This is a genomic window from Saccharopolyspora gloriosae, from assembly GCF_014203325.1.
Classification (GTDB): Bacteria; Actinomycetota; Actinomycetes; order Mycobacteriales; family Pseudonocardiaceae; genus Saccharopolyspora_C; species Saccharopolyspora_C gloriosae.
Genome location: NZ_JACHIV010000001.1, coordinates 1,152,093 through 1,170,253, shown reverse-complemented (window position 1 = coordinate 1,170,253; position 18,161 = coordinate 1,152,093). Strand labels below are relative to the sequence as shown.

Here is an 18,161-nt window from a genome sequence, read left to right as displayed (position 1 = left end):
TGAGGTGAGATCACCCGGTTCCGGAAGATCTCGAATTAGTCGCCCCCGGGGTGCGCGGGCCGCCCCTTCCCGCACCCCGCACCACTACGCCGCGTCCGACTCGTACTACTCGCCGGACTCCGTTTCACCGATGTAGGAGTACGCCTTCGCCATGATGGCGTCGAAATCGCTGCCGGCGACCTTGTTCAGATCTTCGGCTTCGGCGTACTCCTTCAACACGCGCGCCAGGTCTTCCTCCAGGAAGTCGAAGCCCTTTTCCGTGTTGTGCAGGAAGTCGTAGATGGCGGTCTTGAGCCCCGCGGAACCGTTCTCCCCGTCGGATCCCATGACCCGGTCGCGAAGCCGGTACGCGTTGCCGAAAGCTCCCGGCAGGATTTCCACGTCGTTGACGTAGTCCTTCGCCGGGGTGATCATGGCTTTCAACTTCAACATGTTCTGCGCGAAGGTCTTGAGCGCCTCGGTGCTCACGACGACCTCGTCGCCTTCCTTGCCCTCGTTGTCGTACTTAGGGACCTTCGGCGGGTCTTCCACCTCCGGCGGCGTCTTGTCGTCGTCCAGTCCCCAGTCGAGCTTGTCGACGTAGTCGGTATCTTCCTTCGGCCCCTCCCCGTAGCCGTCCGGCTTCGCGAGGTCCTCGGCTTTGCCGTTCTCGCCGAACCGCGGGTCGTCCTTGTACTCCTCCTTCAGGTCGAGGTACTTCTCCCACGGGTCATCGGTCTCGCCCGGACTGCTGCTGTGACCGAGCGCGGCGGCGCTGCCGCGCGCCTGGAGGAGCTCACGCTCGTCCTCGGTCAGATACCCCTCGTCGACGAACGCGTCGATCTTCTTCCAGTCGGCGTAGTCGGTGTCCTCCCACGCGTCGCTGTCCCGCCAGTAGTCGATTCCCTGCTTGTCTCCCATGACAACCTCTCCAAGCTCGTTCTCCGGATGCGGCCCCGATGGCCACGGCGCTGGCCGCCGGGAAAGCCGGGGTCACCTCCCCGGCGGCCGAGCCGCAACGTGATCGCGCAATCCCTCAACCCCGGGTCTGGTCCCAGATCTGCCGAGCGCGCTGCTCGGTCGTGCCGTAGTTGTCGGAGATGTTGAGCAGGGTCTGGCGACCCGCTTGCAGGTACTGCGGCATCATGTTGGCCTGCTGGTTCCACGCCGCCTTGGCTTCCCAGTAGGCGGCCTGCGCGTCACCGGTCCATTCCGAAAGGCTGGACTCGACGGCCCGCTCCATTTCGGTGAGCGCCGATCGAACCTTGTTGTTGACCGCGTCCATGTCGTAGAGGGTCGCGTCCGCGACACCGAAGTTGAACCGATAATCAGACATTTACACTCCTCATCAATCCGCTGGCGAGCGGACTCGAACAATGCGGAAAGGACGGAACCGCTCAGACTCCCGGCAGCGGGAGAGCGGAGCCGAAGGAACCGGCCTGGCTGGTCGCGTCGTCCTCCGCCGCCACGTAGTCCTTGGAGTTGATCCCCATGACCTCCATCATGCCGATCAGCTTGTTGATCACGATGCTGAACGACTTCTCCCAGTTGTCCATCGCCTGGTTGAAGTTCCGGGAGGCGTCGCCGTGCCAACTCGTCTGCAGGGTCGCCATCATGGTGTTGACGGACTGCATGTCCCTGGTGAAATCGCTGGCGGTGTCGCTGAACTTCTGCCCCGCGGACTGCATGCCCGGAGTCGAGGTCTGCACCTGCTGTGCCATTCGAAAGCTCCTCTCGCTGTGCTCGCCGCGTACCGCACCGGAGGACCGGCGCGCGTGCGCGGGCACCCGCAATACTCGTCGTCGAATTCGAATATGGAAGCCGACGTGCGCGCCCCCTACCCGAACGCGGGCACGATTGCCTGCTCGGGCACATCCCCGCTCGCACCGCATTCGGCGGCGGACTTCGCGATATAAGGGAGACCGATGGCAACCGTCGAGTTCGGAACCCGCGGACCGAGGAAGGTGGACGACGCATGGCGCTCGGAGCCGGTCGGGACGCGGTGCGGTCCCGAACCGAGGACAAGGTCGTGTCACTGGTCAACGCCGAGCGCACCAAGCGCGGACTGACCCGGCTGGAGGGCGACGAGCGGCTGCGCCGATCGGCCCGACGGCACAGCGCCGACATGGCGCAGCGGGATTTCTTCGCACACCAAGGGTTTCGCGGCCCGTCGCCGTTCGAACGGATGCTGGCCGAAGGTTTCGAGGACCCGGCCGGGGAGAACATCGCGGTCGGGCAGGAAACCCCGGCCAGCGTGGTGCGCGCCTGGATGCAGAGCATCCCGCACCGGGAGAACATCCTCAACGGCGAGTTCCGGGCGATCGGCGTCGGACTGCACATCGGCCGCGGAACTCCGTGGTGGACGCAGAACTTCGGCTACTGAACCACGGGCGGGCTCACGGTCGCGCCGAGGTCCACTTCGCCAAGTGGTCGGCGATCGCGCGCGCGTATTCGCACACCAGGGGATGCCGCCGGCCGTAGAGGTTCCAGTTCCGGTTCACCTCGCACGTCGCGGCCGAACCCGACTCCTCCTGCTCCAGCGCGAGATCCCCGGCGTGCCGAGCGTCCAGCACGGATCGGTGGGCGAGCCGCACGGCCCGCGCGGAGCTCGTATCGCCGGTGAGCGCGAGCAACCTGTCCAGATCATCGCGCGGGAGCAACCAGGGCAGCGAATCGTTGATCCAATTCTCGCCCCAGCGGCGGAGCCGGGCGCGCTGAACCAGCCGCGGCGGATCGGATTTCCCGCGCTCCGGCCCCTGCGCGGCCTCGGACGAGCCGTCCGCGGTCGCCTCCCGCAGTTCGGGGTCCGGCTCACCCACGGCGGATCGCAGCGCGAGCTGCGCGGTATCTACCCACCACCCCACCCACAGGGCGTAGTTCGAGAACCTCATCTCGCGCACGCCTTCGGCCCTGAACCACAGCCGGCGCCGCGGGTCGGTGAGCGACCACGAGCTCGCCCCGTCAGACCCGCCGTCGTCGGGCGCCGGTGGCACCGCTCGGACCGACTCGGCCCATTTCTCCCGCAGCAGCGCCACCGCGGCCGCTTGCTCCGACATGACGGTCAGCAGCTCTTCGACGCGTCCCGTGGCCGAACCTCCCCCGCTGAGGGCGCGATGCGCTGCTTCATCGGCGCTCACGACAGGGCACATCAGATCTCGCTTCGCCGTTGCGGCCGCGGAGCCGCTGCGCCGGAGCCGTCTGCGGGCCGACCGAGGGCGAGTGCGCTCGGCGCACCCCGGAACCGCTTCGGCATCGACGTCACCGGCATCCCGGACAACCGGGACAGCACCTGGTCGGCGCTTCGGCCAGCGCCACCGCGCGCGGCTGCCCCGGACCGTGCTCAGCGCACCGCGAGCAAGGCCCGACCGCCGTGCCGCGCAACCACGCCCGTTCGGTACGACCGCCGAGCAGGAGCGTCTCCGCGCTCGTGCCGGGACCGCTCCGGCGCGCTTTCACGGGTGCGGGCACTTCCTCACCCGGTCCGTACTCCTTGCCCAGCGCAGGGACTTTCCAGCCACTGCCGCCGGCGAAGTGGTCCGAATACGACAGGAAACCGTTCTTCATCTTTCATTTCTCCCGATCGCACGACGCACCGGACCGCCTGCGGCGAGCCGAGTATCCACTACCGATCAATTCATTTACCCCAAAACTAACCGAAGTCACCACCGCGGCGGGGCCGACGGGGAGCGGATGACACCTCCAGGCAACGGAATTACCCGGAAGGGCATCACCGAACCAGCGAAACCATGTTTCCGCGACATCAGCGAGCAGCCGCGAATCGGCGCCCTCCTGGAATCCATAGCCCGACCGATGACGACGATGAGCGACAAAACCGCTGTTCATCAGCGGTTCACTCCCGCCACCTCGTTCAGCTTCGCGCTGGTGGACGACGGACAGGCGGAATGGATTCCGCAACGACCTGGGCCGCTCCCCGCGTCCTCGGCGGGACGTACAATTTCCACCACCGATCCAGGCGCAGCGTGACTTTATCCGGGCACTACCGATCCCCCGGGGAATGTGGCGAACAATGGCCAGGCCGACCAATCGCCTGCCGCGCGACCGCCGTCGCGCACGGCCGATTCGCCGTACCCGCGCCCGGCGGTGACCACCGCCCGGTCGCCTCGGAACAAGGTGGACGGAAATGAGCTCGAGAGTGAGAAACAGGTTCAGGAGATGACACCGCCGAATCGTGCTCAGCAGGACCGCTCGCGCGCACGAGGACCACGCATCCTGGTTCTCGAGGACGATCCCGCGACGTCCCAGGCGATCACCGATCACCTGCGCCGAGCGGACTACACCGCGGTGGTCGTGTCCGATGGCCTGCTCGGCTTGGAGCTGGCGCACGAGCTGCGTCCCGTCCTCGTCGTGCTCGACATGACGTTGCCCGGCCTCGACGGCTCGGAGTTCTGCCTGGAGCTGCGCACCCGGAGCCGGGTACCGGTGATCATGCTGACCTCGCCGGACGCCGAGCAGGACCGGCTGCGCGGGCTGGAGGCCGGCGCGGACGACTACCTGACGAAACCGCTCGACCCGCGAGAGCTGGTGATGCGGGTCCAGTCGGTGCTCCACAGGGTGCGGGCCAGACCTCCCGCACCGTCTCCCGGCATCCGGCGCGCGGGCGACCTGGTGGTGGACCACTACGCGCGGGTCGCCAGCAGAGGTCGGCGGCGACTGGTGCTGACCAACCGGGAGTTCGCGCTGCTGACGTTCCTCATGGACAACCCCGGCCGGGTGTTCCGCCGCGACGAGCTGATGCGCAAGGTGTGGGATCGCGACTACGGCGACGACTCCACCGTGACCGTCCACATGAGACGACTGCGGGAGAAGGTCGAGCTCGACCCGTCGCGCCCGGAGGTGCTGGTGACCGTGTGGGGCGTGGGCTACCGCTTCGATCCCCCCGGTGGCCGGGACGAGCTCGGCTGAGGACGGCGCGCAGTGGATCGAGCCAGGTCCGGCCGCCGCTGGGCAGCTCGGTCGCTCGCACGGACCCAGCGCGTTCCGCGAACGCACGAGTATCTCGCGCCGGGGAGTTCCGCAACGCATCCGATCAGGCCGACGGAGCGATCCGGGTGCCGACGGCCCCGCCGACCGCGAGCCGCGGCGCGTTCGCCACCGTCACCAGCTCCACGCGGGACCGGCACCCGGTCTTGGCGAACAACCTGGTCAACTGGTTCTCCACCGTCTTCTCGCTCAGCCCCAGCTTCGAACCGATCTGTCGATTGGTGAGCCCCGAACTGATCAGGCCGAGCAGCCGGCCGTCGGCCGCGGACCACGACTGCGCCCGCGCGGCCGGTTGCGACCGCGAACCGGAGGAGCCCACCGCCGCCCTCGACCGCACGGGCACCTTCGCGCCCGACGGTCGCGGGACGGCCAGGCACCGCACCACGTCCCGCTGCTGGCGCACGAAGGCCGCCGCGAGGGCCGGGCAGCCGCAGCGCAGCTGCCGCTCCTCCTCCCCCACGAGCAGCCCCTCCTCGACGAGTTCGTCCACCGCCCGCTCGCACTCCGCCAAGTCGTCCCCCAGGGCGTGGGCGACCAGCGGCACGTCGTCGAGGTCGAGCGCTCCGAGAGCGGCCACCGCGGCGAGCAGTCGCGGGGGGAGCGCGCCGAGCCGGCGGACGCGCAGCACCAGCTCGTGGTCGGCGGGAAGTTCGATCTCCGCGTCCGCGGGGGTCAAGCGGTGGTCGACGATCCGCCCGCGGTCCCGCAGTTCCCGCACGGTCGCCAAGACGGCGCCCGGATTGCCGTAGAGCGGACCCAGCGCAGCGCGCAGCGCCTCGTGCACGCTCTCGTCGAGGTCGCCGCCCGTGATCGTCGCGATATCCGCGTTGCGCAGCGGATCCAGATCCAGCACCTCGTCGGCCAGCTCCAGCAGTTCGCGAGCGACCGGGGAGGGCTCGGCACCGGTGCGCAAGGACGCGACGACCAGGCAACCCGGACGGCGGGCCGCGAGCAGCAGCGGGACGGGGTCCGCGATCTCCAGGACGTCGTCGACGAGCACCGCGGTCCGCCCGGTGCCACCGACCTGCCCGAACACCCGGTTGAACTCGTCCACCACGGTGACGAACCGCGCGCCCTGATCCGTCGGCTCGCCCTCGCGGAGCCGTGCCAGCGCGCTGATGCATTCGATCAGGGCGGGCCCGCCGGACCGGTCGAAGTCCTCCCGGAGCGCGTCGACCACGGCGCCGATCCCGTAGCGCTCACGTCTCGCACGCACCTGGGTCACCCGCAGCCCCCTGGACAGCCAGCGCCGAGCGGCGGCCTCCAGCAACCGGGTCCTGCCGATGCCCTGCGCACCGCGCACGACCAGCAGCCGACCGTGCTTCGTTCCGGACGACAGCGCGGTCCACAGTTCCGCCAAGACCTCGTCCCGGCCCGTGATGGCCGTCTTCTCCCGCGTCATGATCGTCGTCCTCCTGCATCGCTGCGCCGCCTTCGACGCCCTGGCTCGACGACCGCACGCTAGCGCCGGGATCAGCGGAACAGCAGGAGATCAAGAATCCGGAATGACATATTTCAGAACGGTGTAATATGTTCCACCCGGCCCACATTCGCGCAAGAAATGATTAAGAGTTTTGTCATCACGTGAATGCGGAAGGTCTCGGGACCGCTGGCAATACTGGGACCGTGTTCACTCATCGACCCACGCACCAGCCCGCAGCCCCGGACCACCTGACACTCCCCGACGCGGCCCTCCAGCGCACGCCCCAGCGGGGCAACACTGCTCGAGAACGCGGGCCGAGTGCCCGTTCGGTCGTCCGCGGCGAAGTAGTCGATCGCATCGTCGACGTCTGCCTGCACCGCCCCGACGTCCCGCTCATCGTGGTCACCGGCCCCGCCGGGATCGGCCGCAGCACGGCTCTCGCGCAAGCGCGGCTGCGGCTCACCGACGAGCGCACCACCACGGTGAACGTTCCGATACCGCGCAGGGAATGCGATGCGGCGCACCTCGCCGCCCGGCTCGCCGACGAGCTCGGCGCGCCGCCCGCTCGCGGCGACTTCGCCACGGCCTCGTTCCGGCGGCTGCTGGCGGCCCTGGCCGGGCAGCCCGACCGGCTCGTGGTCTTCCTCGACGACGCGCACCGGATCAACCCGGAATCCGCCGGCGCCATCACCGCTTTCCTGAACGCGCTGGCAGGCACCCGCATCACCCTGGTCTGCGCCGCTCGCAGCGGCGCAGCCGACCGGGCGGGCCTCGACCGACTGGCGGGCAACGGGCTGGTGCACGAGGAACGGCTCCGCCCGCTGGGCGAAGCCGAAGTGGAGCAGGTCCTCGCGGAGCTGCTCAACGCGGTGCCCGCGCCCGGCATGGCCGCCGCGCTGCGGAACTCCTGCCGAGGACTCCCCGCCGTCATCGAGGCCGCCGTCGAGGGATACCTGGCCTCCGACTGCCTGCGGGTGGTCGACCGCCGAGTGCACCTGGTGCGGGACCGGGCTCCTCACCTGTCCAACACCCATCCGCTGTTCACCGACCTGTGCGAACCGAAATCACCGGCCAGGGCCGTGCTGAAATCGCTGGCAGTGCTGCACCCGCTGGGCGAGGCCGCGCCATCGTTGATCGCGGACTGCGTCAACCGCGGCGAGGACGAAGTCCGCGAAATCCTGCGCGCGCTGGCCGAAGCGGACGTGCTGCTGCGCGGCCCGCAGCCGAATTCCTGGCGCTTCCGCGTACCGATGCTCGCCACCGTGCTCGCTTCCTGCGCGGGGCCCTTCGAACGGCGCAGGATCGGGCTGCTCGCCGTGCGCGCCCTCTGGAACGGCGCGCCCTGCGCTGACCCCGGTTACCTGCCCGAACGGCTGGTGGACGCGGGCAGGTTGGTGGATCCCGAGCGCGCCGCCGCGCAGTTGCTGGAGCGCAGCGCCTCGGATGCGCACGAGGATCACGAGGTGCGATGGCTGCTGGCGGCGACCAAGTTGACCACCGACCCCGCCCGCCGAGCCGTGGCGCTGCACCGGCACGCCGTGTCGTGCGCGGTGCAGCAGCGGTTCGGCTCCGCCTTCGAATCGGCCGCCCTCGCGCTGCGCACGCTCCCCCACGCGCTCTCACCCATCGCCGAACAGCAACTGCAACTCGTCTACGTGGCCGGGTTGGCCGAGCACGGTGACGCGACCGCGTTGCAGGACTTCGTCCGGGAGGGCTGGCGATCGATCCCCGGCGGTGCGGCGTCCCGGATCGTGACCCGGGCCGCCGCGCTCTGCCTGCTCGATCGCTGGCAGGAAGCGCACGAGCAGCTCGCCGCCGAATCCGAGCAGTGGCGATCGGAAAGCCGGGCCACGGCGGCATTCGGCCAGGCCATCGGTCGAGTAGCGGCGTCGATGCTGGGGGCGGCGTCCGGCCAGGAGCAGACCGAGGACGACGCGAGCAGCGCCGCCGGGCCGGTGAAGCAGTTGGTGACGAACGCCCTCCACCTGCGCGGCGCGGCAGAACTCGGCGACCCCGGTGCGCACGAGCAGTGGGACGAAGCGCTCGACACCGCCCGGTCCACGATGGCCGCGGCCACGGTCCACGGCCGAGCTCCCGGGCGCACACCGATGTACCGGGAAGCGGTGACGATCCTGACCGCCCGCGGCCAGCTGAACAGCGCGCGCACCGTGCTCGACGAAGCCCGCTCGCAGCACCTGCTGCTGCCGCACCTGCTGGCCGCGCCCGCCGCGGACCTGGAAAGCACGCTCGGCGTCCACGACCTCTCGCGCACGCTCATCGAGCAGGGGCTCGCTCGCGCGGGCGCGGACGGGATCGTCGTCGGCACCGACGAACTGTGGCTGCGACTGGCGGTATGGGAGTCGCGGCACGGGAACGCGGCGGCCGGCCGGAAGTGCGCGGCGCGGCTCAAGCGGATCGCCGAACGCCTGGGAACCCCCGCCGCGCGGCGCAATCACCTGCTCGCGCGAGTGCTGGTGGAGCGCGATCCGGTTGCCGCGCGCGAAGCGGTCGAGCTCTCCCGCTCCCGCCGCCGAAAGGTCGAGTTGGCCCGCACCGCCCTGGTCGTGGCCGAGAGCGGGCTCGGGGACCCGCGGCTGCTGCGGGAGGCGTACCGGACGTTCGGCGAGCTCGACGCGCTGATTCCGCGGGCGCGGCTGCGGCTGCTGATGCGCGCGCGCAACATCGCCGTCGCGGGCCGGAGCGCCACCCTCGCCGAGAACGAACGGTTGCTCGCGACCCTCATCACGGACGGATTGACCAACCAGCAGATCGGCGTCGTTCTCGGGACCAGCGCGAAGAGCGTGGAGGGGCGGCTGACCCGGTTCTTCCAGCGCGCCGGGTACCAGTCGCGCGCCGAGCTGGCGACGGCGATGTTGCGCGGCGCCGCGCCGGCGTCCGCGTGAGGACGTCGCGGGCTGAGACCAGGACGGACGAAGGGCACCGATCATCCCCGCGCGGCACCGGTTTCGGCGTGCTGCGAGGGGATTTCGGCGCCACCGCCTGCCGATCCGCTCCTCGCGCCGGTGCTAGATGATTCCGGAACGCATCGCGTACGCGACCAGCTGCGGACGGTTGCGCAGGTTGAAGCGGCTCGTCATGGCGTAGATGACGTTCTTCACGGTGCGTTCCGAATAGCACATCCGGGTCGCGATCTCCTCGGTGTCACACCCTTCGGTGAGCAACCGGATGACGTCGACCTCGCGACTGGTCAGCCCGGAGGAGTTCAGACCGCGCGGAGCCAGCACCTCTTCGTGCAGGTTCTGCACTTGGCGCAGCAGATCACCGAGCAGGTTCGGCGGCAGCAGACCACCACCTCCGGCCACGACGTCGATCGTGCTGACCAACCGTTCCTCGGTGGCCGCGCTGCGGTGCAGCACCGCGACCACGCGGCATTCGACCGCGGCCAGCAGCTGGGTCCGGTCGAGCTCGTTGGTCACCAGCACCATCGGTGCCGAGCACTGAGCGGCGGCCCGGCGCATGTTGACCATGACGTCCATGCTGACCCGGTCGGCTGCGACCACCAGGACGTCCACGTCGGCGGGGAGTTCGCCCGTCGCGACGAACACGTCGAGACGGCCCATCAACGCCTGCGTCAAACCGTTCAGCGTGATGGGATCAGCCGCCCAGGCCGCCACCCGCACGCGCTTCGGTGACTCGTGCTCCTCGTGCAGGGCCGGCGACGATTCTGCTGATTCGGCTTGGGAAGTCATCCCGATCATCCTCCGAAACTGGAAAGCGAGCAGTTCGGTTGCGCAGCGCCTTCGAACCACTCCTCCACGGCGGAAAATCCGCGGCAACGCGCGACCACCACGAGTGTCCGCAACTCGGGCTGCCGTCCGGACCGCGTTCCCGGCGAACGGGGATTCCCCCCACTTGAAACCGGATCGCGCCACTTGGCGCAAGGGCGCCTTTCCGCACGGCTCGATTTCCCCGCATCGGTGTGCCGAAAATCTCCGGCGACATGACTGCGCCGTTGCCACGTGGTTCATGGCAACGGCACAGCCCGGTCCTCGGCCGGCGAGGATCAGAACGGGTGGAAGCTCGGCCCGTTGACGGTCGCGATGTTCAAGCCCGCCCGGCCGTCGTAGGTGACCGGGCCGATGAGCGCGCCACGACCCTGGTGGATCTCCACCCGCTCCGGCTTCTTGCCACCGAATTCGAACTTCTCGCAGGCGCCGCTGGGAACGAGGGTCGTGGCCATGCCACCACGTTCCGGGAACACCGCGTAGGACGCGTAAGAACCCTTCGAGCACAGCGTGAAGACCCCGGGAGTGGCCGCCTGCGCGGTGCCCGCCGTCGCCATGGCGAGCGCGGCACCCACTGCCGCCGTCAACGCCGTTCCACGCCCCAGCCGGCGCTGCGTGACCTGCTTCATGAGTTTTCCCCTCTGCCGAATTTCAGTTGCCGAGCGGAGTCAATCAGACGAAACAGAGTTCAACTCACCAGCACCTCGAAGCGATCACGTACGAGAATTATCCCTGCCCGATCGCGCATTCCCATATCACGACACCGGCGAGCTGAGATCGTTTAATAATTCCGGAAACAAAAATTTTCCATTTTCCACGCCCGCACTTCGGGGGAATCCCGCACGAGACCGCCCGCAGGGCAGCGCCAGGACGTTTCCGCCTGGCTCGGAGTGTGGCGCCGCGACAGCGGTCGCCGCTCCGCAAGTCCGGTGACCGGGCTTTCACGACACCTGCGAACCATTGGTCAACAGGAACAGCGGCTCCAGCTCCGCCACCCGCTCAGGCACTTCCCGCGACTCCTCAGTTCACCAGCGGGGAGTACAGCAACAGGGCTGATCTCAGCGTGATCAGCACCCGCACCCGGCTGCGCAACGTCCGATGGTCGACACCCGACGCCGTTGCCCGATTCAGGGCTGCCCGGATTCACGAGAGCCACCCCGCAGGTGGAAGCCGATCACACGCCTCCCCCTTTTCGCGGGTCGCCGTTTTCTTGCAGTGCACCGTCCTCACCCAGATCGCCGGCGCGGACACGCCAGAGCACGGACGGGACTTCCGGCCCGTCGGGGCGGAATCGGCGCACGAAGTCCCCGCTGGGGTCGTACCGCATGCCCAGGCGGTTCATCACCCGTTCGCTCCCGGTGTTCTGCCTGGCGGTGAAGGCGACGATCTCCGCCAGCCCGAGCCGGTCGAACCCGTCCCGCAGGACCGCGCGCGCGGCCTCCGTCGCGTAGCCGCGCCCCCAGGCGCCCCGATCAAGGCGCCAGCCGATCTCGACGCACGGGGTGAAGTGGCTGTCGAAAGCAGGCAGGCCGAGCCCCACGGTGCCGATGGGCCGCGCACCGTCGGCCGGGCAGACCGCGAGCATGCCGAATCCCTTCGACTCCAGCTCCGCCGTCCAGCGGCGCACCGTCGCGTCGCTGCGGGCGGAATCGAGGACTCCACCGAGGTGCCGCATGACCACGGGGTCGGCGTGCCATGCTCGTACCGCGTCGAAGTCGGCGGGCTCCCACGGACGCAGAACGAGCCGCTCGGTCACCAAGCACGGGTTCTCGGGAAGCGATGCGGTCTGATCACTCACGGCGAGCAGCCTTTCCGGCCGGGAAGATTCGATGGTCTTCGCAACGTTGCGCCGACGCGACGTCCCGCTCTGGGACGCGCGACGGGCGACATGTCTTCAGTCGGTCATTTCAGCGGACGGCACAGCACTCCGCGCCAGAGCGCGGAATCCCCACGCGCGTGCAACATCAGGGTGTCGCGATCTGCTCACGCGGACGAGGACAGCACGCGACGCCGCAACAACGCGTCGTCGGCGGCGCGGTCCCGGTCGGTGTAGCCCAGCAACGCGACGGAGTGGCGTTTGCGCAGGTCGCTTTCCCGGGTGGTGGGAACGAAATCGGCCCGCCAGACCGATTCCGGGACGCCACCGCGCAGGTCGTAGGTCTCGACCGTCCCTTCCCGCAGCATCCGCAACCCCGTGGGGCGCAATCCGACCGCGGGCAGGTGGGTGCGCAACCACCCCGGATTGGACGCCCAGTGCAACCGGCCGAACTGGTCACGGGCCACGGCCAGCGGGCTCAGCGCGGCGCGGGCGAGGTGGAGGTGCATCGGATCGCGAAGGTCGGCCCAGACGAGCGCGGTACGGCCGACCATGCCGGTGAGCAGGTCGCAGATCGCCGCGCGATCGCCGCCCGCATCGGACAGCGCGGCGAGCAGGAGTTCGGTGTCGAACTTCGGCCGCGTGCGCGGCGGCGGGGCGGGCAGGGTGTCCACGTCGACGTCGCCGTTGTGGGTGCCGACGACGGAATCGACCAGCAGCGGGCTGGTGTGCTCCAGCGCGGCGGTCGCCCCCTGGGTGCGGAACCGGGTGTGGCCGAGCACGATCGCCGCGCGGTTCAAGTCGGCGGCCAGGTCCGCCGGCGGGCCGTCGTTCTCGTCGGCGCTACCGGCCGAGGGCATCGTGTCGAACGCTCCCGGCGTCTTCACGATCCGCAGCCGCGACGTGCGCAGGTCGGCAACGGTGGTCGCGGTGGCCGGTTCCCACTCGCGGAGCCCGGGGCCGCCGTCAATCGCGGTGAACAAGCACGCCACACCGGAGCCGTGGACGCCGCGTTCTCGGGACGCAGACCCCAGCGCCCACGTCAACGCGGGGATCGCCCCCGCATCGCCCCCTCCAGGGCCGGTCCCGGCGATTCCGAACAGTCCGCACACGTTCGCTCCTACTTCCCGGGGCCCGTCTCCGGGCCCCTGCTCGTCGTACGGCCGGTCGTCGGGGCGTGGTTGCTGACGAAGACGCCGCACACGATCAGCAGCATCGCCGCGCCCTGCACCCACCCGGCTCGCTCTCCCAGCACCAGCCACGCCGCGAGCGCGGTGGCGACCGGTGTGAGGTAGTAGAGGAAGCCTGCGCGCGAGGCGCCGATGATCTCGATCGACCGGTTCCACGCCGCGAAGGCGACCGCCGAGGACAGCACCCCGACGTACAGCAGCGACCACAGCACCCGGCCGTCCAGGGGCATCCGGCCGCCCAGCAGCAGCAAGTCCCCGAGGTACAGCGGCAGCAGGAACAGCGTGCCGACGCCGAAGATGCTCGCCAGGAACACCGAATTCCCCAGCTCAGGCGGCTTGCGGCGCACCAGTAGCGAGTAGCAGGCGAAGGTCAACGTGCCCAGCAGCATCCACAGGTCGCCGGAGTGCCACCGCAGGCCGATCAGCGTCCCTCCGGTGATCAGCGCTCCCACCCCGCCCAACGCGATGACCGTGCCGGCCAGCTGCGGACCGGTGATCGGCGTGCGGTCCAGCACGCGCGCGAGCAGCACGATGAACACCGGCGCGGCCACCGCCAGCAGCGCCAGGTTGGTCGCAGAAGTGGTGCGGCCCGCGATGTAGACCAGGGTGTTGAACGCGGCGACCCCGAGGAATCCGGTCAGGCACAGGTAGCCGACATGGGCGCGGCACAGCCGCCACTGGGCCACCGGTGCGCGGGCGACGAAGGGAACCAGCACCGCGGTGGCGATCGTCCAGCGCCAGAACGACAGCGCCACCGGGGAGACCTCATCGCCCAACCCTCGGGCGGCGACGAAGTTCCCGGCCCAGATCATCACCGCCAGCAGCGCCAGCCCGCAGCCCCACCAGAACGCACGCGGCTTCCCGGTATCGGTCGACCGTCCGGTGTGGACAGCGGCGTACTGGCGCAACGAGGTCATGATCTCTTTCTCCGGAGTGGGGATTTTCCTGTCATATCAACGGGTTCGGTCCGGCTTCCGCGGTAGGCGCGGCGCCCGTGCAGCTCGGGAGGAGTCGTCGGCAGCGACACCGGCTGTCTGCCGGAGATCCGCTGCGGCTGCGCAGCACGCCGTGCCGCAGCCGACCAAGAGCCCAGCTCGCGCAGGAGCGGGTGATCGAGTGTCCGAAGGCTCGTCATCCCTGCTCGCCGCGGAACATCAGGTGACCTGGTGCGCCTGCTCTGCCGGAACCGTCCTCGGCGGGAGGGTCTCGGCCGGAACGGGCGCCGCGGCCGGCGGGCCACCGAGGACGTCGCGGGCTCGTCGCGGGTGGTATAGCGCGTGCATCGGGTGCGGACGTCCGGCCAGGGCGTCCAGCACGGCCTCGGCGACGACCGGGGCCTGCGCGAACCCGCCGGTGTTGTGCCCGCCCGCGACGACGAACGCCCCGTTCGCGGCGGGCAGCGTTTCGAACAAGCCCAGGTTCGACGCGGTCCACGGGCGCACGCAGAACCGCGCGTCCGGATCACCAGGGGTGATCCCGGCGGCGGCGTAGGCGCGGGGGAACAGCCGTCGTGCCGTGTCGGCGGTCGCGGCGTGCATCGCCGCCAGCTCGGCCCGGTCGATGTTGGCCGGGTCCGCGCCGGTGTATCCGTAACCGGAGCCGAACACCAGCACCTCACCGCCGCGCTCGTCGCGGGCGACGGTGACGTTGGCGTCCTCGGCGACGTGCCCGCGACGAGCGATTTTGAGCGAATGCTCCAGCAACGGCCGCTGATTCGGTACGGCCAGCCAGCAGCCGAGGACGCCGTGGATCTGCCCGGCGGATTCGGTGTTGGCCAGCATGTTCGCGCCGTGCACGCCCGGGGAGACGACGTAGTGGTGGGCGCGGTGGAAGTTCCCGCGGTCGGTGAGCACGCCGGCCACCCGGTCGGCCCGGTCACGCAGCGCGGTCTCCGCCTCCTCGTCGAACGACAGCCGCGCTCCGGCGTCTTCCAACTCGTCGAGCAACCGGGCGATGAAATCGTGCACGTTCAGCGTGAACCCGCGCACCAGCACGCCGCCCGCGTAGGCGTCCGGCGCGGCCTCTGCCAGCGCGGGGAACTCCGCTCGTACCCGCTCCGGGGCGTAGCTGTCCAGGAGCGCTCCCGCGTCGCGTTGCCTGCCGACCCCGGCGGCGAAGTGGTCGGCGTCCTGGTAGAGCCGCAGGACGTCGTGCCGCAGGTGCACGTCGTCGAAGGACGCCGGATCGGCGGCCATCCACTCGGCCCACAACTTCCCGCTGCGACGGTTGAGGTCGAAGATGTCGGTGTTGTAGGCCCGCGCCAACCACGGCGGAACTCGCCGGAACTCCTGGATCCACGCCTGCTCGGCGGGCCCGGTGCCGACGAGGACGTTCCACCCCAGCTCGGACGGCGGGCGATCGAACAGCGTGTTCGCCTGATCCGGCGGGACGGGAACCTTGTCGTGGTAGTCGTCGGCCTCGGTCAGGGTGAACATGCGGGCGTTGTGGCCGCCACGGCTGCAGCCGTATGCCGACCACTCGGCGTTCCTGCGCGGATCCGGCGACCGTTCCAGCACCGTGACCCGGTACCCGTGCCGGACCAGGAGCGACGCGGTCACCAGGTTGACCACTCCGGCGCCGATCAGCAGGACGCTCTCATCGGCCCCGCCACCCGGCCGCCGGTACGGAACGCTTGCCGCCAACCCCGACCAGCTGTCCTCGACCGATGGGGCCGCGGTGCGCCGGGTCAGCAGGTACCGCTCGGCGACGGCCAGCGCGCGGAACGCGGCGTCCGCTCCGGCGTCGACGACGCGCACCGCGATCCTTCCCGCCGCGTCCGCTCCGGCGGTGCTCACCTCATCCGCAGCGTCCGCGACGCGCACGCACACCGCCGCTTCGGTCCCCATCACCGCGCGCCACCGCGCGAGAACGGCGGACGGCAGCGTCGCGGCGGTGACGACCACGTGCGGCCGGAGCTCGGCGATCGCCGAGCCCAAAGCCGCCGCAGCCACGACGTCCCCGGTTTCCGCCCCCGTCAGCGCCAGCTCGGGGCGGTGCCGAACATCCCCACCGATCAGCGAACGGCCGTATTCCACCGGCACGTCGCAAAGAATCAACGCACGCATACGAATCGCACTAACCTCCGACAAATGAATCAGGACAGGAAAGTGACATCCGAGGCGGCAACGACGAGGATCTCACGAAAACAACTCACATTACCGAACTGTAAGCACGTACCATCGAGTAGCGCACCTCCGCGAGGCGACCTTGCACATGAGTTCCAGCGCCTTGCCCAAAAGGGTCACGTTCGTCCTCCTTCGACGCGGCGTTCTGCCACCACAGCCCCCTGTCGACGGGCGCTGCCGGAGGCCCCCTCCTGAGCGCACCGCGACGGGACAGGCTCCAGATTCGCACCAAACGACAACACCGCCGGTGACCGATATCTACGACCCCTGCACCATATTCACGAGGATCATTCACGGGCACGAAACCGACTACATTGCTCACCGAGGCGATCGGGTTCGCCTTTCTCGACCCACGATCTCCGGGACACACGCCGACGATTCCGAATACCGGTCAGCCGTGTCCGCTGTCGACGGAAACACAGGCAGAACCCGAACTGCCGTCGACGGTCGAGCAGCAGCGAAGCCGAGCATTGCTCACGAGGTGTCGAAGAAGCCACCGAGCCGTGCACTGCCACGCGCGCCCGCCGCCGCGAGTTCCCCGCGTCGACCGGACGACCGTCACTCGCTCCGGACGTCCAGCGGACGACGGCTGCGACGCGGTGGTCACCCGTGAGAACAAGGTCAACGCCGCCGAAGGAAGCTTCGATCGTCGATCTTCACAGCCGGGAGGATCTAGCTCCGAAGGCCGCCCGACGCGGTGAGGCGCTCACCGGTGACCCACGCCGCGTCGTCGGAGGCGAAGAACACCGCGACCCTCGCCAGGTCTTGCGGCTGCCCCATCCGCCCTAGCGGAGTGCGCTCGATCATCTCTTTTTCGGCATCGCTTCCCATGAAGCCCGCGGCATGGATCCCCTCGGTCTCCACACCTCCTGGGGCAAGGGTGTTGACCCTGACCCCACGGGGTCCCAGCTCGGCCGCCAGCACCCTGGTGAATGCGTCGACAGCCCCCTTGGTCGCGGCGTAGACCGACATCCCGGGAACCGCGCGAGCGCTGTCGAGCGACCCGATATTGATGATCGAGCCGCCATCGGGCCCGAAATGCTTGAGCGCCTCCTGCACCGTGAGGATGGGCCCGAGCACGTTGACCGATAGCTGGTGCGAGATGTGCTCCTGCGACGCGTCTTCGACCGGCTCCGCGAAGTACACCGCGGCGTTGTTGACCACGACGTCCAGCCGACCGTAGGTGTGCACGACTTCGCCGAAGACGCGTTCGACATCCTCGCGAGCGGAAACGTCACCCTGAACCGCGACCGCCGTCCCCCCGCTGTCGCGGATGTGGCTCACCACTTTCTGCGCCCCCTCGGCATCGGAGGCGTAGTTGACCACGACCGAGGCCCCGGCAGCGGCGAACTCCTTCGCGATGCCGGCCCCGATCCCCTTGGCGGCACCGGTCACAAGTGCGACCTTTCCTTGCAACCTGTTCGAGTTGTTAAGAGTCATGACTTCCGCTTCTCTCGTCTAGCCACCGAAACGTATTCGGCGCTGCGATAGCGAAGAGTAGATGCCCGCAAAAACAGACGCAAAGTACCTTTTGCCTATGCTCCACATAGGCAGACACTATGCGAAATCTACGGGCGACCATCCTCCGTCGACGATCTTCACCGCCCCGACGCCAAGCGAGCTCGCCGCTTGCGCAAAATACCCCAACGGCCGTCATCGCTTCGATTTCGCCCAGCCAAGAAGATTTCTCGCCCTATTCAAAATCAGGGCGAACGTGCACTTGCTGACAGAAATCGCCACTACGGGCCGCTAACGTGTTGGCAGACTGGAGCTAGGGTGATCGCCGTCGACGTCCGCGCCGTGGATCGTTTCTGGCGAGTTGTCGTTCAGATCGCGCCGTTGCCGCCGGTGCGCCCGACGGGCCGGACAGGACCGAAACAG

General features: G+C 69.1%; 15 protein-coding genes. 3 read left to right on the top strand and 12 right to left on the bottom strand.

All coding sequences use genetic code 11. The features are described from left to right. Nucleotides 1-105 precede the first annotated feature (105 nt). The 3 genes from BJ969_RS05495 to BJ969_RS05485 all read right to left on the bottom strand — a co-directional run bounded on the left by BJ969_RS05495 (nt 106) and on the right by BJ969_RS05485 (nt 1,700). Nucleotides 106-900, bottom strand: a complete 795-nt coding sequence (locus BJ969_RS05495; protein WP_184477773.1) for a hypothetical protein — start codon at nt 898-900, stop codon at nt 106-108. A 115-nt stretch (nt 901-1,015) separates the two neighbouring features. Then, entirely contained in the window at nt 1,016-1,315 is a 300-nt protein-coding gene (locus BJ969_RS05490) for a WXG100 family type VII secretion target (RefSeq protein ID WP_184477772.1), read from the bottom strand. 61 nt (nt 1,316-1,376) lie between these two features. Further along, nucleotides 1,377-1,700, bottom strand: a complete 324-nt coding sequence (locus BJ969_RS05485) for a WXG100 family type VII secretion target (RefSeq protein WP_184477771.1) — start codon at nt 1,698-1,700, stop codon at nt 1,377-1,379. A 254-nt stretch (nt 1,701-1,954) separates the two neighbouring features. Here BJ969_RS05485 and BJ969_RS05480 point away from each other — a divergent pair, with 254 nt between their 5' ends. Next, on the top strand, nt 1,955-2,362 hold the full coding sequence (locus tag BJ969_RS05480; RefSeq protein WP_184477770.1) for a CAP domain-containing protein: 408 nt from the start codon (nt 1,955-1,957) through the stop codon (nt 2,360-2,362). Between the two features lie 13 nt (nt 2,363-2,375). Here BJ969_RS05480 and BJ969_RS05475 read toward each other — a convergent pair whose 3' ends face one another. Beyond that, nucleotides 2,376-3,116 (bottom strand): hypothetical protein, encoded by a 741-nt coding sequence (locus BJ969_RS05475; RefSeq protein WP_184477769.1) that lies wholly within the window; start codon nt 3,114-3,116, stop codon nt 2,376-2,378. Nucleotides 3,117-4,152: 1,036 nt separating this feature from the next. Between BJ969_RS05475 and BJ969_RS05470 the strand changes: the two genes are divergently transcribed. Next, on the top strand, nt 4,153-4,902 hold the full coding sequence (locus BJ969_RS05470; protein WP_184477768.1) for a response regulator transcription factor: 750 nt from the start codon (nt 4,153-4,155) through the stop codon (nt 4,900-4,902). A gap of 124 nt (nt 4,903-5,026) precedes the next feature. Here the strand turns inward: BJ969_RS05470 and BJ969_RS05465 are convergent, their stop codons facing one another. Beyond that, nucleotides 5,027-6,382 carry a helix-turn-helix transcriptional regulator gene (locus BJ969_RS05465; RefSeq protein ID WP_184477767.1) on the bottom strand — a complete coding sequence of 452 codons (1,356 nt, stop codon included), beginning with the start codon at nt 6,380-6,382 and terminating at the stop codon, nt 5,027-5,029. A 224-nt stretch (nt 6,383-6,606) separates the two neighbouring features. Here BJ969_RS05465 and BJ969_RS05460 point away from each other — a divergent pair, with 224 nt between their 5' ends. After that, nucleotides 6,607-9,306: an AAA family ATPase gene (locus tag BJ969_RS05460; RefSeq protein ID WP_184477766.1), complete on the top strand. Its 2,700-nt coding sequence runs from the start codon at nt 6,607-6,609 to the stop codon at nt 9,304-9,306. A 123-nt stretch (nt 9,307-9,429) separates the two neighbouring features. On the opposite strand, the gene BJ969_RS05455 is transcribed toward BJ969_RS05460, so the two are convergent. From BJ969_RS05455 to BJ969_RS05425, 7 genes are all read right to left on the bottom strand, one after another. After that, entirely contained in the window at nt 9,430-10,113 is a 684-nt protein-coding gene (locus tag BJ969_RS05455; protein WP_184477765.1) for a LuxR C-terminal-related transcriptional regulator, read from the bottom strand. A 314-nt stretch (nt 10,114-10,427) separates the two neighbouring features. After that, the gene (locus BJ969_RS05450) at nt 10,428-10,778 is read right to left on the bottom strand and encodes a hypothetical protein (RefSeq protein ID WP_184477764.1); all 351 of its coding nucleotides are present in this window, start codon (nt 10,776-10,778) and stop codon (nt 10,428-10,430) included. A 545-nt stretch (nt 10,779-11,323) separates the two neighbouring features. Next, the gene (locus tag BJ969_RS05445) at nt 11,324-11,947 is read right to left on the bottom strand and encodes a GNAT family N-acetyltransferase (RefSeq protein ID WP_184477763.1); all 624 of its coding nucleotides are present in this window, start codon (nt 11,945-11,947) and stop codon (nt 11,324-11,326) included. A gap of 185 nt (nt 11,948-12,132) precedes the next feature. Continuing rightward, nucleotides 12,133-12,948: a class II glutamine amidotransferase domain-containing protein gene (locus tag BJ969_RS05440; RefSeq protein WP_221315714.1), complete on the bottom strand. Its 816-nt coding sequence runs from the start codon at nt 12,946-12,948 to the stop codon at nt 12,133-12,135. A gap of 137 nt (nt 12,949-13,085) precedes the next feature. Beyond that, nucleotides 13,086-14,072 carry a DMT family transporter gene (locus tag BJ969_RS05435; RefSeq protein ID WP_184477761.1) on the bottom strand — a complete coding sequence of 329 codons (987 nt, stop codon included), beginning with the start codon at nt 14,070-14,072 and terminating at the stop codon, nt 13,086-13,088. A 237-nt stretch (nt 14,073-14,309) separates the two neighbouring features. After that, the gene (locus BJ969_RS05430) at nt 14,310-16,196 is read right to left on the bottom strand and encodes an FAD-dependent oxidoreductase (protein WP_221315713.1); all 1,887 of its coding nucleotides are present in this window, start codon (nt 16,194-16,196) and stop codon (nt 14,310-14,312) included. Nucleotides 16,197-16,952: 756 nt separating this feature from the next. Next, a complete protein-coding gene (locus tag BJ969_RS05425) occupies nt 16,953-17,720 on the bottom strand; it encodes an SDR family NAD(P)-dependent oxidoreductase (RefSeq protein ID WP_184477760.1) in 768 nt (255 codons plus the stop codon). Between the last annotated feature and the right edge of the window lie 441 nt (nt 17,721-18,161).

Bases quoted from the DNA above. Each gene is read 5' to 3' on its own strand.
- BJ969_RS05495 (WP_184477773.1), bottom strand. From the start codon at position 900: ATGGGAGACAAGCAGGGAATCGACTACTGGCGGGACAGCGACGCGTGG.
- BJ969_RS05490 (WP_184477772.1), bottom strand. From the start codon at position 1,315: ATGTCTGATTATCGGTTCAACTTCGGTGTCGCGGACGCGACCCTCTAC.
- BJ969_RS05485 (WP_184477771.1), bottom strand. From the start codon at position 1,700: ATGGCACAGCAGGTGCAGACCTCGACTCCGGGCATGCAGTCCGCGGGG.
- BJ969_RS05480 (WP_184477770.1), top strand. From the start codon at position 1,955: ATGGCGCTCGGAGCCGGTCGGGACGCGGTGCGGTCCCGAACCGAGGAC.
- BJ969_RS05470 (WP_184477768.1), top strand. From the start codon at position 4,153: ATGACACCGCCGAATCGTGCTCAGCAGGACCGCTCGCGCGCACGAGGA.
- BJ969_RS05465 (WP_184477767.1), bottom strand. From the start codon at position 6,382: ATGACGCGGGAGAAGACGGCCATCACGGGCCGGGACGAGGTCTTGGCG.
- BJ969_RS05455 (WP_184477765.1), bottom strand. From the start codon at position 10,113: ATGACTTCCCAAGCCGAATCAGCAGAATCGTCGCCGGCCCTGCACGAG.
- BJ969_RS05450 (WP_184477764.1), bottom strand. From the start codon at position 10,778: ATGAAGCAGGTCACGCAGCGCCGGCTGGGGCGTGGAACGGCGTTGACG.
- BJ969_RS05435 (WP_184477761.1), bottom strand. From the start codon at position 14,072: ATGACCTCGTTGCGCCAGTACGCCGCTGTCCACACCGGACGGTCGACC.
- BJ969_RS05425 (WP_184477760.1), bottom strand. From the start codon at position 17,720: ATGACTCTTAACAACTCGAACAGGTTGCAAGGAAAGGTCGCACTTGTG.